We start from the raw sequence: 16,710 nt of genomic DNA on the forward strand, positions 1-16,710 counted from the left end.
TCGCACGGCGGTCGCGGTAGGTGGCGGGGACGGACTTTTCGGGGCGGCCTCTCGCTGTCAGTGCGGGCGCCTAGACTCGGAGAGCGATGAGCAGCCTCTTTGACGACAGCTTCCTGGCGGACCTCCAGGCCCCCCGCGGCCACGCGGAGGAGCCCCCGCCGCCACCCGAGGACGATCACGTACCGGAGCCGCTTCCGGACGATCTGTTCGGTGGGAAGTTCGACGTGCCCCCGGACCGGGACGCGTACTACCGCGACGGAGCCCCCCGCCCCGCCCTGGACGCGGCGGCCCTCCTGGACGGGCTGAACGAGAACCAGCGCGCGGCCGTGGTCCACGCGGGTTCGCCCCTGCTCATCGTGGCCGGAGCCGGCTCCGGCAAGACCCGGGTGCTCACCCACCGCATCGCGCACCTGCTCGGCGAGCGGCGCGTCCACCCGGGCCAGATCCTCGCGATCACCTTCACCAACAAGGCCGCGGGCGAGATGAAGGAGCGCGTCGAGCAGCTCGTCGGACCGCGCGCGAACGCGATGTGGGTCATGACCTTCCACAGCGCGTGTGTACGGATCCTGCGGCGCGAATCGAAGAAGCTCGGCTTCACGTCCTCCTTCTCGATCTACGACGCCGCCGACAGCAAGCGCCTGATGGCGCTCGTCTGCCGTGATCTGGACCTCGATCCGAAGCGTTTCCCGCCCAAGTCCTTCAGCGCCAAGATCTCGAATCTGAAGAACGAGCTGATCGACGAGGAGGACTTCGCCGCCCAGGCCACCGACGGCTTCGAGAAGACCCTCGCCCAGGCCTACGCGCTCTACCAGTCCCGCCTCCGCGAGGCGAACGCGCTCGACTTCGACGACCTGATCATGACGACGGTCAATCTGCTGCGCGCCTTCCCCGACGTCGCCGAGCACTACCGCCGCCGCTTCCGCCACGTCCTCGTGGACGAGTACCAGGACACCAACCACGCCCAGTACGCCCTGGTCAGAGAGCTTGTCGGCACCTCCGAGCACCCCGTGGACGTGCCGCCCAACGAGTGGGACGTACCGCCTGCCGAGCTCTGCGTCGTGGGTGACGCCGACCAGTCGATCTACGCCTTCCGCGGCGCGACCATCCGCAACATCCTCCAGTTCGAGGAGGACTACCCGGACGCGACGACGATCCTGCTGGAGCAGAACTACCGCTCCACCCAGACCATCCTGAGCGCGGCCAACGCGGTCATCGAGCGCAACGAGTCCCGCCGCCCGAAGAACCTGTGGACGAACGCGGGCGCGGGCGCGCAGATCACCGGCTATGTCGCCGACACCGAGCACGACGAGGCCCAGTTCGTCGCCGACGAGATAGACCGGTTGACGGACGCGGGCGACGCGAAGGCCGGCGACGTCGCCGTCTTCTACCGTACGAACGCCCAGTCCCGTGTCTTCGAAGAGGTGTTCATCCGCGTCGGCCTGCCCTACAAGGTCGTCGGCGGCGTCCGCTTCTACGAGCGCAAGGAGGTCCGGGACGTCCTCGCGTATCTGCGGGTCCTCGCCAACCCGGAGGACTCGGTCCCGCTGCGCCGCATCCTCAACGTCCCCAAGCGCGGCATCGGCGACCGCGCGGAGGCGATGATCGACGCCCTGTCGCAGCGCGAGAAGATCAGCTTCCCGCAGGCGCTGAAGCGCGTCGACGAGGCCTACGGCATGGCGGCCAGGTCGACGAACGCGGTCAAGCGGTTCAACACGCTGATGGAGGATCTGCGGACCGTCGTGGAGTCCGGGGCCGGACCGGCGACCATCCTGGAGGCGGTCCTCGAACGGACCGGCTATCTGGCCGAGTTGCAGGCCTCCACCGACCCCCAGGACGAGACCCGCATCGAGAACCTCCAGGAACTCGCCGCCGTCGCGCTGGAGTTCGAGCAGGAGGCCACGGCCGCGGAAGGCGAGGGTGAGGGCGAGGCGGCGGCTGCGACGCCCGTCGGGCTCCCCGCCTTCCTGGAGCGGGTGGCGCTGGTCGCCGACTCCGACCAGATCCCCGACGACGAGGAGGACGGCTCGGGCGTCATCACGCTCATGACCCTCCACACCGCCAAGGGCCTGGAGTTCCCGGTCGTCTTCCTCACCGGCATGGAGGACGGCGTCTTCCCGCACATGCGCGCCCTCGGCCAGACCAAGGAGCTGGAGGAGGAGCGCCGCCTCGCGTACGTCGGCATCACCCGCGCGCGGGAACGGCTCTACCTCACCCGGTCCACCCTCCGCAGCGCATGGGGTCAGCCTTCGTACAACCCGCCGTCCCGTTTCCTGGAAGAGATCCCGGCCACACACCTGCAGTGGAAGCGCACGGGTGCCTCCGCGCCGGTGTCCTCGGGCCCGGCCTCCGGGATCGCGTCCTCGCTGTCGTCGTCCCGTTCCCGTTCCTCGGCCTCCGGAGCGTCCGGCTTCGCGACCCGCCGCAGCAACGAGAAGCCGGTGGTCTCGCTCGCCGTGGGCGACCGCGTCACCCACGACCAGTTCGGCCTCGGCACGGTCGTCGGCGTCGGGGGCACGGGCGTGAACGCGGAGGCGACGATCGACTTCGGCGACACCAAGCCGAAGCGGCTGCTGCTGCGGTACGCACCGGTGGAGAAGCTGTAGCCGCGGTCGGTCGCCGCGTGACACACCTCGGGCCCCTGCGTTCGGCAGGGGCCTGGTCTTCGTTCTCGCTGTCCGTAACGGTGGCCGCTACGGCGCCCGTTACGTCGGGTCCAGCCCGTGGCTGCGCAGCCACGGCAGGGGGTCGATGGCGGAGCCGCCCGCAGGGTGGACCTCGAAGTGCAGGTGCGGGCCGGTCGAGTTGCCCGAGTTGCCGGAGTAGGCGATGGGGTCGCCGGCCTTGACGGTCGTACCCGAGGCGACCTTGTAGGTGGAGAGGTGGCAGTACCAGGTCTCGGTGCCGTCCTTGGCGGTCACGATGACCATGTTGCCGTAGGCGCTGTTCCACTGGGTGCGCACGGTGCCGTCGGTCGCGGCCATCACCTGGGTGCCGTACGAGACCGGGAAGTCTATGCCGGTGTGCAGGGACATCCAGTTGACGCCGGACTGGCCGTAGTACGCGCTGAGTCCGCGCTGGGCGACCGGCAGTGCGAACTTCGGCCGCAGCCGCTCCTTGCGGGCCGCGTCGGCCGCCGCCTTCTTCTGCTCCAGCTCCTGCTGCGCCTTGAGGTCGATGCGCTCCTGCGTCCGGCTCGCCCGGTCGGCGAAGTCGTCCGCCTCGGCCGAAAGGCTCTCCAGCTGCGTGTCGAGCTGGTTGTTGGCGATGGACGGCTTCACGGCGGTGGCGTCCGACTTGACCGACGCGGTCGTCTCCGTGTCGTCCGACGTGGCGCCGACGGAGGCCGCCGCGATCCCCGCGACACCCATGACACAGGCCGACGGAACCGCCACGGTCAGCAGGGCGGAACGTTTGGCCGGAGGCTTCCGGCGCGACCGCGAGGCCGCGCGGGTGGCCGCCCGGCCGGGGCCCGCGCTCCTCGTCTCCGGCGGGGCGGCCTCCTCCTCGCCGTCGAGGAGCGCGACGCGGTCCGCGTCGTCGGGCTCGAACTCGTCGTCCGCGGAGGGGTGTTCGTCCTGGTCGTACGGGGCGATCTGCTCGAAGGTCGCGGTCGCCTGCTGGTGGAAGTCCGTGGCCTCGGCCGAGAGGTCCACCACGACGGTCTGCGGGTGCGACTGTGCCTCGTACGGCTCGGAAGCCGCGCCGTCCTGGTCGTACGACTCCTCGGCGGGGCCGCTGTGTTCGTCGTCGGCCGGGGTGCCGTCGCTGTTCCACTGTGTGGCGTCGAACGCGCCCGTGTCGAAGTGCTGGGTGCCGACCCACTGCTGGGTCCGGTCGGTGTGCCCCGACTGGCCGGCCTCGTCGGACGGTTCGGCCTGCAGCCAGCCGCTCGCGTCCCACTGGCCACTGGCGTCGGGACCGGCCGGCTGCGTCGGGACCTGGGAGAGGTGGTCGTAACCCGCCGCCCAGGACGTCGTTTCGTAACTGCCCGTGTCGTACGCGGCCTGGTGCTGCGCGGCGTACGGGTCGTAGTTCGGCGTCCGGTGGTTGCCCGTCGACCACTGCGAGGCGTCGTAGGAGCCCGTGCCGGTGTCATTGCCCGGCAGGTCACCGAAGAGGGGGTCGGTCGCGAAGGTGCCGGTCGCGTGGGCGCCGGTACCGGAGTCGAAACCGGTGGCGGGAAATTCGCCGTACGTGGTGAAGTCGCCATAGGAGGCTTCCTGGTGGCCGTACGACGCGTAGTGCGCCGGGTCGGCTTCGGAAGCCGGAGCCGGGGGTGTTGCGGTCCCCGACGGATGACGATCGTTCACCAACTTCTCTTTCGCCTCGACGACAGGGGCTGGCAGAGCAGTGCGGTGACTGTACCCGGCGGTATGCGGGCGCGACAATCTTCAACGGGTTTCACGCGCGCAGGAAACGGGCATTCGAGCGTCTTTCGGCGGTCTGTGGGTACGACTTTGGCCTTGCGTTCGAAGGTTGTTCGATAGTCGACCGTCGTGTGAGGGTGACGGGACGCCCGTGCCGACGGGGGCGAGACGTTTCACGGGGTGGCGGCGGGCCGGAGGTGGGGCGCGTTGTGGCTGCCGGAAGGAGTGGCGCGACTCGGGCGCGCGGCAGGGGCGCACGGGTGTGCGCCGGGTTTGGCGTCTTGCGTCCCTGTTTTGGCACCGTGTGGCGAGCGTCACTGTGCTGCCGACGGCGGCCGCGGGCTCAGGCGACGGTCAGGCCGCCGGGACGGGCGGTGAGGCGGGCGCCCGTCGACGGGTTGTCGAGGGCCTGCCGTATTTCGCCGACGACGGCGGGGTGAACCGGCAGGGCGAGGTGGCCGATACCGGTGACCCGGACGTTCTGTGCCATCAGGTCCGGGTGGTCGACGCAGGCGGTCTCCAGCGGAACCATCACGTGGTCGAGGTCGCTCCAGAACGCCACGAAGTGCGTACGGCAGCCCGGCGCCGGTTCCCGCAGCTCCTCCAGTAGCGCCGAACCCGGCCGCATCTGGCGGACGATGGGGTGCGCGTCCGCCAGCGGCACGGCCCGGGTGCCGCCGTGCGGGGTGCCGAGCGTGACGAGCGTACGGACGCGGAGGTCACCGCCGAGCCGCTGCACGTAGTACCGCGCTATCAGTCCGCCGAGGCTGTGCCCGACGACGTCCACCTGCTCCTGGCCCGTGCGTTCGCAGATGTCCTCGATGTGTCGGCCGAGCAGTTCGGCGGCGGCGCGGATGTCGCAGGTGAGGGGGGAGTAGTTGAGCGATTCGAGGTGTCGGCCGCCGTGCTGCGCGAGGGCGCGGCGCAGCAGGACGAAGACCGAGCGGTTGTCGATGAAGCCGTGCAGCAGGAGGACCGGGGGCTTCTCCTCGGCGGGCAGCCGGGGGGTGTCCGCCGGGGGGAGCGTGGGGGTGGTCCGGCGTTCCTGGGTCATTCCGGACGGATAGAGCAGCATATGTCCGGCGAAGATCGCCAACTCCAGGGCGGTCGCCTTGAGAAGGGCGAGGGACAGGCCCGCCAGACTCGTGGGCAGCAGCCGCTCGCAGAGCGGAAGAAGGGGCGTGACCGCCCTGGTGACCTTCATGCCGACCTCCCGTCGGCAGACGGGTGGACGCCTCTGTCCCCCCGTGTGCCCTAGTGAAGGGCCGCGGACGTGGCCGACGGGCGACGGGTGCGAGGCGACGTCACGCGATGCGTGTGGCGCGCGTGACATGCGGTGCGTGAACGACGCCTGAGGCGCCGATCGCGCGACGGGGATGCGACGTTCCTGACTCCCCGCTGCCCTGCCCTCCGCCGTCTGCCGGTGCCGGTCCGTCCCGTCGCCGTGCAACTTCGCGGCGGTGGGGCGGTGTGGCGTCCTTCCGACGACTCTCCTTGCTTTGCGCACGCTACCCCGTGGCGCGCACGCCGCAGGGGCCTGTGGCAGGCGGTCCGGAAACGGCCCGCATGCCGCGATCACCTCCGTGATCACCTAGGTCCCCGCGACGCGTGGGCCGCGGAAACCGGGAGCAGTGCGCGGCGAACGTGTCCCACCGTGTGATTTCCCCCTCGCCCTCGGCCGCGAAACTGCCGGTTGCGGGATGCTGGAGATAACGGTCGTTCACTTTCCCGGACTGTGGGGTGGATAGGTGTTCCATGAACCCGAAGGCCTGATCTGGACGTTTTGCGCGGTTCGCGCGACATATGAGGCTGTGTTCTGTTACGGGTTGGTGTAGTCGTTTCATGGAGGCAGTGATGGGTGTGGCAACCGGTCCGATCCGCGTGGTGGTGGCCAAGCCGGGACTCGACGGTCATGACCGGGGGGCGAAGGTGATCGCGCGGGCGCTGCGCGACGCCGGTATGGAGGTCATCTACACCGGCCTCCACCAGACTCCCGAGCAGATCGTCGACACCGCGATCCAGGAGGACGCCGACGCGATCGGCCTGTCCATTCTCTCCGGCGCCCACAACACGCTCTTCGCGGCGGTCATCGAACTCCTCAAGGAGCGCGACGCCGAGGACATCCTCGTCTTCGGCGGCGGCATCATCCCCGAGGCGGACATCGCGCCCCTCAAGGACAAGGGAGTCGCCGAGATCTTCACGCCGGGGGCGACGACGGCGTCGATCGTGGAGTGGGTACGGGTGAACGCGCGGGCGTCGGCGGGGGCGTAGGGGGACGGACGGTCGGGTGGGGGTGAGTATGGCGACCTCGGCCCCTGGAAAGCACGGGCGCAGTCCCTGCTTTTCAGGGGCGCGGGGAACTGCGCGACCAGCCCCCGCCGACTCACCTCGCATCGTCGCCCGCAACCGCAACGTCGTCGCGAGCCGCTGAAACGCCTCCGCCCAGTACCCACCCGCTCCCGGCGCCGAGTCCTCCGCATCCTCCGGCGTCGCGGTGAGCGGCTGCAGCCGCACCGCCTCCGCCGGGTCCAGGCACCGCTCGGCCAGCCCCATCACCCCGCTGAAGCTCCACGGATAACTGCCCGCGTCCCGCGCGATGTTGAGGGCGTCCACCACCGCCCGGCCCAGCGGCGGAGCCCACGGCACCGCGCACACCCCCAGCAGCTGGAACGCCTCCGACAGACCGTGCGTGGCGATGAACCCCGCCACCCACTCGGCCCGCTCCCCGCTGCTGAGCGTCGCCAGCAGCTTCGCCCGCTCGGCCAGCGACACGGCCCCCGGCCCGCCGGCCTCCGGCGTCGAGGGCGCCCCCAGCAACGCCCGCGACCACTCGGGATCCCGCTGCCGCACCGCCGCCCGGCACCACGCCCCGTGGAGCTCACCCTGCCAGTCGTCCGCGACCGGCAGTGCCACGATCTCCGCCGGCGTACGCCCCCCGAACCGCCGCGACCATGCCCCGAGCGGCGCCGCCTCCACCAATTGGCCCAGCCACCACGACCGTTCACCCCGTCCGGCGGGCGCCTTGGGCACCACACCGTCCCGCTCCATCCCGACGTCGCACTCATGCGGGGCCTCGACCACGAGCGTGGGGGTTCCGGCGGCCGTCGACGTGCTGCCTGTGCGGTCGACGGCCACACACGCGGTCGCCCGCTTCGCCATCCGCCCCGCGAGCGCCGATGCGGGCAGGGCGGACAGCAACTCCGCCGCCGTGGCCCGCACATTGCGGCTGCGGTCGGCCAACGCGGCCTCCAGGAAGGGTTCGTCCGCCGCCTCCAGCCCCGTGCGCAGCGTGTCGAGGAACATCAGCCGGTCCTCCGCGCGCTCCGTCTGCCACGTCCCCGACAGCACCTCGCGCGCCGAGGCGGCGTCCTCGGTCCGTATCGCCGTGAGCAGGGCGACGCGCTCCGCGAACAGGCCCTCCCGCCACAACCGCCGGACCCGCTCGGGCTCGTCCGGACCGGGCAGGGCCGCGCCACCGCCGGGCGCGGCACGCAGCGCGAAACGCCAGTCCTTGTTGAACCGGGCCAGCCACAGCGCCCGCGCCCCCGCGAAGACCAGCACGGCGGGCCGCAGATCGGTACGGCCGCGCGCCGCGTCCAGCAGCGCGGGCAGGGCCTCCGGAGGCGCCGCGTAGCCGTGGGCGTTGGCCAACGCCAGCCACTGCGGCAGCAGTTCCATGAGATCGGGCGCCGTGCCCCGGCGTCCGCCACCGGTGCCGGGCCGGTCGGCCAGCAGCGTCGCCAGTCTCCGCGCCGCGGCGGGCGGCAGCGGCGGACGCCGGTCGGGCGCCACCGGCTCCGGCCGTGCCGCCGCCCGCACCGGCCGTATCCCCGCCCGGCGCCGCACGGTCTCCACGGCCGCCGCGTCCAGCAAGGCCACGGGCGCCGCCCGTCCGGGCACCGGCCCGGCCGGCGCACGGCGGTCCGTCCCGAGGAGCGCGGTCGTGACCAGTTCCTCCCAGGAGGGCCCCGCCGAGGCTTCAGACGCACTCGTCATGAGGTTCCTTCCTTCCGTCCGCCGCCCGAGCTCTGTGTCCGCCGCCTCGCCTTTCCTCAGCACAGCGCCACCGCCTCCCCGCCCGCAGGTTGCTCCGCCCACGCCGTCAGCGGGGTGAAGCCCCGGTGGCCGCACTCGCCGAAGACGGTCACGGGCAGGCCGCCGGAGAGGGACAGCAGGCGCCACAGGCCGGGGCGGGCGCGTGCGGAGGGGGTGAGAGGGAGGGCAAGGTCGCTGTCGGCGTCGGCCAGTTGCCAGGAGTCGCCGTCCGGGAGGGGGACGACGCGGGTGAGGGTGACCGGGAAGGAGTCCAGCCAGGGATCGTCCCGCAGGGCCGCGCCGTAACGGGCCGCCGCCTCGGACGGAGTGATCCCCCGCGGTCGTACGGCGGCGGGCTCGGGAGCCGTGAAACGCTCGCCCAGGGCCGCTCGGAGCTGACCGGCACCCGGGTACGCCGACACCTCGGCCTCGAACGCCAGCCCGGCCGGAAGCGACAGCTCAGGCGCGCGACCGGCGGCTCCGTAGGAGAGGAGCAGGGCCGTACGGTCCGTATGGATGCCGTGCAGCCAGATGCGGCGGGTGGTGAGAGAGGAGTGGGAGTCGGACGTGTCGTACTGCGCGAGGGCGAGCCAGCGATCGCGGACCGGTGAGCCGTCCGGCGAGCCGGTCAGGCCGACCCGGGAACCGACCGTGGCCGCGAGGCCGTCCGGCAGACGATCGCGGCGCAGCCAGCCCTGGTCGAGCAGATGAAGCAGTGCGCACTCCTCCAGCAGGCGGGCCGGCCAGCCGGGGCCCGAGCCCGGTATCGCGCCCAACTCCCGCACCCGCGCCGCGAGTCCCGGGGCCTGGGCGTCGACCATGCGGGCCGCCGTCTCCTCCCACAGCCCGTACCCCGCCTGTTCCGCGGCGGCCAGGCCGCCGCGGAACAGGTCGGTCAGTCGCTGTTCGAGTTCCGTCGCGCCCGCGGTGATGCGGTCGGCGCGCCGCTCCGCTCGGCGGCGCGCCGCCTCGGGGTCAGCGGACGTGGCCCCAGATGCCGCGCCCGTCCTCGTCGTCCTCGCCGCTGCGCGCGTGCGGCGGCCTGACAGCCACTGCTGCGCCCAGTCCGGCGCCTGCCCGGACGGCACCGCGGCGGCGTCGCCCGCCCAGAGCAGGAGCAGCCCCAGCGCATGCTTGCACGGGAACTTCCTGCTCGGACAACCGCACTTGTACGCGGGCCCCGAGGAGTCCGCCACGTCGATGATCGTCTGATACGGCTTGCTGCCACTTCCTTTGCACAGTCCCCACACCGTCCCCTCGTCCGAACTGCCAGTACCCGACCACGGCCCTGCCGCGGCGAGTTTGCTTCCGGCTTTGCGCGACGCTGCGTCAGGTGCCAATGCCAGCACCTGCTCAGCCGTCCAGCGCACCCCCTGCTGAGTCATGTTCCGAAGGTAGATCCCACCACTGACAATTGGCTTGCGCGATCCAATTTCCGCAGGTCAGACTGGATTGTCAGTGGCGTGGTGCAGTGTGGTCACCAGATCCGAACCGGCCGAGCTGGAGGGGGACTCAGCCATGCCTGCGTCCGTTGGAACGACCACTGTCGACCCGAGCCGCAACCAGTCCGCGCCCGCGAACACACACACGGGCGGTGAGGTGCTGCGGGCGCATGCCGAGCACGCCTTCGCCGGGGAACTGACCGCGCTGGCAGCGCAGGACGACCGGCCCCGGCCGGCCCGCTGGAAGCTCTCACCGTGGGCCGTCGCCACGTATCTGCTCGGCGGGACGCTCCCGGACGGCACAGTGATCACACCGAAGTACGTCGGACCGCGCCGCATCGTCGAGGTCGCCGTGACCACGCTCGCCACCGACCGCGCCCTGCTCCTGCTCGGCGTGCCCGGCACCGCCAAGACCTGGGTCTCCGAACACCTGGCGGCGGCCGTCAGCGGTGACTCCACGCTGCTCGTGCAGGGCACGGCGGGCACCCCGGAGGAGGCGATCCGCTACGGCTGGAACTACGCGCAGCTGCTCGCCCACGGCCCGAGCCGTGACGCCCTGGTGCCCAGCCCCGTCATGCGGGCCATGTCGGAGGGCATGACGGCCCGCGTGGAGGAGCTGACCCGCATCCCGGCCGACGTCCAGGACACGTTGATCACGATCCTGTCCGAGAAGACGCTGCCGATACCGGAGTTGGGGCAGGAGGCGCAGGCCGTCCGGGGCTTCAACCTCATCGCCACGGCCAACGACCGCGACCGCGGGGTGAACGACCTGTCGAGCGCCCTGCGCCGCCGTTTCAACACCGTGGTGCTGCCCCTGCCGGAGAGCGCAGACGCCGAGGTCGACATCGTCTCGCGCCGCGTCGAACAGATCGGTCGCTCCCTCGACCTGCCGGCCGTGCCCGACGGCGTCGACGAGATCCGCCGTGTCGTCACGGTCTTCCGCGAGCTGCGCGACGGCATCACGACGGACGGCCGTACGAAGCTGAAGTCGCCCAGCGGCACGCTGTCCACCGCCGAGGCGATCTCCGTCGTCACGGGAGGCCTCGCCCTCGCCGCCCACTTCGGCGACGGCGTCCTGCGCGCCTGCGACGTGGCGGCCGGCATCCTCGGCGCCGTCGTCCGCGACCCGGCCGCCGACCGCGTCGTCTGGCAGGAGTACCTGGAGGCCGTCGTCCGCGAACGCGACGGCTGGACCGACTTCTACCGAGCCTGCCGCGAGGTGAGCGCGTGACGGAACGGGGGAAAGGGACGGTGGCTGTGCGCGGCGATGCCCCGGACGAGGCGCCGCCGCGAGGGGGCGGGGTCGGACCGTTGCTGCTCGGGGTGCGGCATCACGGGCCGGGGTCGGCGCGGGCCGTGCGGGCGGCGCTGGATGCGGCGCGGCCCCGGGTCGTGTTGATCGAGGGGCCCCCGGAGGCGGATGCGCTCGTGCCGCTGGCCGCCGACGAGGACATGCGGCCGCCGGTCGCGCTCCTCGCCCATGCGGTCGACGAGCCGGGCCGTTCCTCCTTCTGGCCCTTCGCCGAGTTCTCGCCGGAGTGGGTCGCCGTCCGCTGGGCCTTGGCCCACGGCGTCCCGGCCCGCTTCATCGACCTGCCGGCCGCGCACACCCTGGCCTGGGCGAGGGAGGACGCCGTCGCCGAGCCGGACGAGCCGACCGCCCAGGGGGACGAGGCTCTCCGGGGTGATCCGCTCGCCGCGCTCGCCGAAGCCGCCGGGTACGACGACGCCGAGCGGTGGTGGGAGGACGTCGTCGAGCATCGGGGGACGGGCGCGGACGTCTTCGCGCCGTTCGCGGTGCTGGAGGAGGCCATGGGGGCGCTGCGGGAGGTGTACGGAAGCGGGGGGCGCGACCGTGATCCGGCCCGCGAGGCGTACATGCGCTTGCAGCTGAGGGCCGCACAGAAGGAGTTCGGGGACGACGCCGTTGCCGTGGTGTGCGGGGCCTGGCACGTGCCCGCGCTGCGGGAGAGGCGGACCGTGGCCGCCGACCGGGCGTCGCTGAAGGGCCTGCCCAAGGTCAAGGCCGACATGACCTGGGTGCCGTGGACGAACCGGCGACTGGCCCGGGCCGGTGGCTACGGGGCGGGGATCGACTCGCCGGGCTGGTACGGGCACCTGTTCGCCGTGCCGGACCGCCCCGTGGAGCGATGGCTGACCAAGGTGGCGGGGCTGCTGCGCGAGGAGGACAGGATCGTCTCCTCCGCACACGTCATCGAGGCGGTACGGCTGGCCGAGACGCTCGCCGCCATGCGCGGTCGCCCGCTGCCGGGCCTCACGGAGACCACCGACGCCGTACAGGCGGTGATGTGCGACGGATCGGACGTACCGCTGTCGCTGGTGCGGGACCGGCTGGTGGTCGGCGACGCCCTGGGAGAGGTGCCCGACGCGGCGCCGGCGGTGCCGCTGCAGCGGGATCTCACGCGGCTCCAGCGGAGGCTGCGGCTCAAGCCGGAGGCGCTGGAGCGGGAGTTGGAGCTCGACCTGCGCAAGGAGAACGACGCCGAGCGCAGCCGTCTGCTGCACCGGCTGCGGCTGCTCGGCGTCGAGTGGGGTGAGCCGGCGACCTCGCGCGGCAGCACGGGCACGTTCCGGGAGACCTGGCGGCTGCGCTGGGAGCCGGAGCTGTCGGTGCGGGTCGCCGAGGCCGGGGTCTGGGGGACCACCGTGCTCTCCGCGGCGACCGCCAAGGCCGAGGCGGACGCCGTCATGGCCGGCTCGCTCGCCGACATCACCGGCCTCGCCGAGCGCTGTCTCCTCGCCGAACTCCCCGACGCCCTGCCCGTGGTGATGCGCGTGCTCGCCGACCGCGCCGCCCTCGACGCCGACGTCGGCCACCTCGCCCAGGCACTCCCGGCCCTCGTCCGCTCCCTCCGCTACGGCGACGTCCGCGCCACCGACACCGGCGCGCTCGCGGAGGTCGCCGCCGGTCTCGCCGAGCGGGTCTTCGTCGGCCTGCCGCCCGCGTGCGCCGCGCTCGACGCGGAGGCGGCACAGGAGATGCGCCGTCATGTCGACGCCGTGCACGGGGCGGTGGGCCTGCTCGGCGACGCCGCCCCGGAGGACCACGCGGCACCGGACGGCGGGAGCGGGGGCGGGATACGGACCCGCTGGCACTCGGTGCTCCATGTCCTGTCCGGACGGGACACGGTGCCGGGTGTGATCCGGGGCCGGGCCGTACGACTGCTGCTGGACGACGGGGAGTTGGCGCAGGACGAGGCGGCACGGCTCATGGGTCTGGTGCTGTCACCGGGGACGGCGCCGGCGGACGCGGCGGCGTGGATCGAGGGCTTCGTCGGGGGCGGTTCCGGCGGCGGGATGCTGCTCGTGCACGACGAACGGCTCCTCGGCCTGGTGGACGCCTGGCTCACCGGGGTCCCGGCGGACGCGTTCACGGACGTACTGCCCCTGCTGCGGCGGACGTTCTCGGCGTACGAGCCGGGGGTGCGCCGGACGCTCGGCGAGCAGGTGCGGCGCGGGCCGGGGCGCCGGAGGAGCACGGTGGCCGGCGGTTCCGGCATACCCGGCTTCGCCGACGACCTCGACAGCGACCGAGCGGACGCGGTGCTCCCGGTGCTGCGGCTGCTCCTCGGCCTGGACGGCGACCGCGACCGCGACGGCGACGGCGACGGCGACGGCGACCGCGACGGCGACCGTGACCGCGACGGCGATGGCGCCCACGATGGTGATGGCCGCCGGGTGCATACCGATGACGACCTTGTGGGGGTGGCGGGATGACGACCGAACGACTGCGCGAACCGAGGCGGGTCGCCGACGCGATGGACACCGTGGTGGGCACCGGGGACGGGCGCGGTCCTGGCCGCGGGGCGCGTTCGGGCAAGCGCCCGGCGACCGTGACGGTGATGCCGCTCTGGGCCAGGCCTCGGGCGGGGGCGCGCGGATGACGAGCGGGGCGGGGACAAGGGCGGCATCAGGGGCAGAGGCGGACGCGGGGGACGACGGAGCCGGCGAACGGCTGCGACGCTGGCGGCTCGTGCTCGGCGGGGACACGGCGGACGGCACCGGGCGCACGCTCGGCGGACGGGACGCGGCGATGGACCAGGCGTTGGCCGCGCTGTACGGGAAGGGGGACAGGGCGCGGGCGGGGCAGGACCGTTCGGCGGGGCTCGGGGCGTCGGCGCCGTCCGTGGCCCGGTGGCTGGGGGACATCCGGACGTACTTCCCCTCCTCCGTCGTCCAGGTGATGCAACGGGACGCCATCGACCGGCTCGGTCTGTCCGCGCTGCTGCTGGAGCCGGAGATGCTGGAGGCGGTGGAAGCGGACGTACACCTCGTCGGCACTCTCCTGTCCCTCAACAAGGCCATGCCCGAGACGACCAAGGAGACCGCGCGGGCCGTCGTGCGGAAGGTGGTCGAGGACCTGGAGAAGCGGCTCGCGACCCGCACCCGGGCCACCCTCACCGGCGCCCTCGACCGCAGCGCCCGCGTCAACCGGCCGCGCCACCACGACATCGACTGGAACCGCACGATCGCGGCCAACCTCAAGAACTACCTGCCGGAACACCGGACGGTCGTGCCCGAGCGGCTCATCGGGTACGGGCGGGCCTCGCGGTCGGTGAAGAAGGAGGTCGTCCTCTGCATCGACCAGTCCGGGTCGATGGCGGCCTCCGTCGTCTACGCGTCGGTGTTCGGGGCGGTGCTGGCGTCCATGCGGTCCCTCAGCACCCGGCTCGTCGTCTTCGACACGGCGGTCGTGGACCTCACCGACCAGCTCGACGACCCGGTCGACGTCCTCTTCGGCACCCAGCTCGGCGGCGGCACGGACATCAACAGGGCCCTCGCGTACTGCCAGTCGCAGATCACCCGGCCCGCGGACACCGTGGTCGTGCTCGTCAGCGACCTCTACGAGGGCGGGATACGCGAGGAGATGCTGAAGCGGGTGGCGGCGATGAAGGCGTCGGGGGTGCAGTTCGTGACGCTGCTCGCGCTCTCCGACGAGGGGGCACCGGCATACGACCGCGAACACGCGGCGGCCCTCGCGGTGCTCGGCGCACCCGCGTTCGCCTGTACGCCCGACCTCTTTCCGGAGGTGATGGCGGCGGCGATCGAGAAGCGGCCGCTGCCGATACCGGACAGCGCGTGAGGGGCAGGCCGAGGACGCCGAGGGGCGGGGACGTCGGCTGTGACCGACGTGGCAGTCGGTAACCGGACAAGGGTGGTTGAAAAGAGGACATGACCACGCGTCGGTGACACGGGGCTTGCGTGACGGCGGGAGTCCCGTGCGAGGATCGGCAGCGCTTCACAGCCTTCACACGGGTGTTCGCATCTCGCGCGTCTTCGCCCCCGTGCTCCGCCGTTCCGTCGCACGGGAGGGTCCTCCCCGTCTTGACCGCAGCAGCCCCGATCCCCGGTGCCGGTGCCGTCCTGCGCGTGACGCGTGGGGCCGCCGGGCGCCGTGCGGTGCGGGTGGGACTGCTGGTGGGCGGGCTGTTCGCGCTGGGTGTTCTGTGCGGGGCGCGGGCGAGCGCGGCGGACGAGGGGGCGCCGGTTGTGTCCTCGCTCCCGGCTGCCGGTACCGCTACCGGGACCGATCGGGCCGTCCGGCCGGTCGGCGAGTCGACGGCTCGGCCCGTGACCGAGGTGAACGCTCCCTCGATCGAGGGGACCGCCGCCCTGGCCGATCGGGCCGTCCCCCTGACCGAGCGGATCGCTCGACCGGTCATGGCGGACGTCGCCCAGCCGGTGACCGACCCGGTACTGCGGCCGGTGGCCGAGCAAGTCGTGCAGCCGGTGGCCGAGCGCTTCGCACAGCCGGCCACCGCGCATGTCGTGCGGCATCTCGTGGACGACCTGGTACAGCCGGCCGTCGAGGCGGTCGTGCGGCCCGTCGTCGACGATGCCGTGCAGCCGGTCGTCCCGCCCGTGTTACGGCCGGTCACCGAAGGGTCGTCCGGGATGCCGGTGCTGCCCACGGTGCCGGGGCTTGCCGAACCGTCCGGGTGGACGACGTCGCCGGTGGAGGCTTTGCCCGTCGAGGCGACGCCGCGGGAACCGGGCCGAGCGGTGGCCGGAAACCCGGGCGCGACCGTCGACGGTGACGGCGGGACGGGTGGGCAACGGGGTTCCGTTCCCCCGTCCGTCGCGTTCGGGCCGAAGCGCGTCGTCAACGGATCGGTGCTCGTGTCGGCTCCTCGCCGCGACGCCGGGGTCGGGGACGCGCCCGTCGTGCGGGGGTCCGCGCACCGGAGCCCCGGCGGTCTTTCGACCGGTGCCCTCGGCCGCCACTCCGCTGTCGACAACGGCGGGCCCCGGCACGTGGAGGCGTCGACCGTCGCCTCGCTCGGCCGGGCGCCGCTGAGCGTCGTACCCGGCGCCCCTGCGGCCGATGTCCGGGACCGGCACCGGGACATCGCCGAGTTCCCCGGCTAGCGCCGGTCCTCTCTTCCGGAGGACGGTCGCCCTCCCCTCGCGGAGCCCTGGCTCCAGGAGGCATGGAGATCTACCGGTCGCGGCTCCACAAAAACATCCGGCCACCCCCGCGCGAAACGGGCACCGGCACCGGCAACGCCACCGGCGCCCCCGGAAGCCGACCCCGGCCCCGCCCCCGTAGGCGCGGCTGCGGGAGCGGCCACAGACAACCGACCCACGACTCGAACCCGGAACGGCCGAAAGCCGTCGGCCCGGTCCGGGCGGGAGTCGGGGACGGTGGCGGACGGTCTCCGATCGGGGAGGAGATCACCCGCCAGGGGCCCTTCGGCGTCAGTGAAGGGCCTCGTAGGGACCTCACCGGACGTACCCCCGTTCGGTGAGGTCCCGCATACGCGGCACGCGGTGCCAGTGCGGGCGGCATCATGTGACAGGTATCACCGCTCAGGTGTGACCCGCGATTTAGGGGCCTCCCGGAA

General features: G+C 72.7%; 10 protein-coding genes and 1 pseudogene. 7 read left to right on the plus strand and 4 right to left on the minus strand.

Annotation, left to right across the window (positions count from 1 at the left end; translation table 11 throughout):
• Positions 1-86: 86 nt before the first annotated feature.
• On the plus strand, positions 87-2,603 hold the full coding sequence (pcrA, locus tag STRBO_RS0105200; protein WP_005481103.1) for a DNA helicase PcrA: 2,517 nt from the start codon (positions 87-89) through the stop codon (positions 2,601-2,603).
• Between the two features lie 99 nt (positions 2,604-2,702).
• On the opposite strand, the gene STRBO_RS0105205 is transcribed toward pcrA, so the two are convergent.
• Together STRBO_RS0105205 and STRBO_RS0105210 are read right to left on the minus strand one after the other, a co-directional pair.
• Positions 2,703-4,310 (minus strand): peptidoglycan DD-metalloendopeptidase family protein, encoded by a 1,608-nt coding sequence (locus tag STRBO_RS0105205; protein ID WP_020113872.1) that lies wholly within the window; start codon positions 4,308-4,310, stop codon positions 2,703-2,705.
• 400 nt (positions 4,311-4,710) lie between these two features.
• Positions 4,711-5,571, minus strand: a complete 861-nt coding sequence (locus tag STRBO_RS0105210) for a lipase family alpha/beta hydrolase (protein ID WP_005481098.1) — start codon at positions 5,569-5,571, stop codon at positions 4,711-4,713.
• A gap of 650 nt (positions 5,572-6,221) precedes the next feature.
• Between STRBO_RS0105210 and icmB the strand changes: the two genes are divergently transcribed.
• Positions 6,222-6,638 (plus strand): coenzyme B12-dependent isobutyryl CoA mutase small subunit, encoded by a 417-nt coding sequence (gene icmB / locus STRBO_RS0105215; protein ID WP_020113873.1) that lies wholly within the window; start codon positions 6,222-6,224, stop codon positions 6,636-6,638.
• Positions 6,639-6,749: 111 nt separating this feature from the next.
• Here icmB and STRBO_RS44420 read toward each other — a convergent pair.
• Positions 6,750-8,363, minus strand: a pseudogene (locus STRBO_RS44420) (DUF5691 domain-containing protein); the annotation flags it as partial.
• Positions 8,364-8,419: 56 nt separating this feature from the next.
• Positions 8,420-9,787, minus strand: a complete 1,368-nt coding sequence (locus STRBO_RS0105225) for an SWIM zinc finger family protein (RefSeq protein ID WP_005481093.1) — start codon at positions 9,785-9,787, stop codon at positions 8,420-8,422.
• A gap of 133 nt (positions 9,788-9,920) precedes the next feature.
• Between STRBO_RS0105225 and STRBO_RS0105230 the strand changes: the two genes are divergently transcribed.
• The 5 genes from STRBO_RS0105230 to STRBO_RS0105245 all read left to right on the plus strand — a co-directional run bounded on the left by STRBO_RS0105230 (position 9,921) and on the right by STRBO_RS0105245 (position 16,234).
• Positions 9,921-11,075: an ATP-binding protein gene (locus STRBO_RS0105230; RefSeq protein ID WP_020113876.1), complete on the plus strand. Its 1,155-nt coding sequence runs from the start codon at positions 9,921-9,923 to the stop codon at positions 11,073-11,075.
• Between the two features lie 26 nt (positions 11,076-11,101).
• Entirely contained in the window at positions 11,102-13,582 is a 2,481-nt protein-coding gene (locus STRBO_RS39900) for a DUF5682 family protein (RefSeq protein WP_245170578.1), read from the plus strand.
• Positions 13,579-13,749 carry a hypothetical protein gene (locus STRBO_RS43390; protein ID WP_005481088.1) on the plus strand — a complete coding sequence of 57 codons (171 nt, stop codon included), beginning with the start codon at positions 13,579-13,581 and terminating at the stop codon, positions 13,747-13,749. The genes STRBO_RS39900 and STRBO_RS43390 overlap by 4 nt, the downstream gene beginning before the upstream one ends.
• Complete coding sequence (locus STRBO_RS0105240) at positions 13,746-14,948, plus strand: vWA domain-containing protein (RefSeq protein ID WP_005481087.1); 1,203 nt, start codon at positions 13,746-13,748, stop codon at positions 14,946-14,948. Before STRBO_RS43390 ends, STRBO_RS0105240 begins: the two co-directional genes overlap by 4 nt.
• 242 nt (positions 14,949-15,190) lie before the next feature.
• Positions 15,191-16,234 (plus strand): hypothetical protein, encoded by a 1,044-nt coding sequence (locus STRBO_RS0105245; RefSeq protein ID WP_020113879.1) that lies wholly within the window; start codon positions 15,191-15,193, stop codon positions 16,232-16,234.
• The last annotated feature ends 476 nt before the right edge of the window (positions 16,235-16,710 follow it).

The organism is Streptomyces bottropensis ATCC 25435, assembly GCF_000383595.1.
Taxonomy (GTDB): domain Bacteria; phylum Actinomycetota; class Actinomycetes; order Streptomycetales; family Streptomycetaceae; genus Streptomyces; species Streptomyces bottropensis.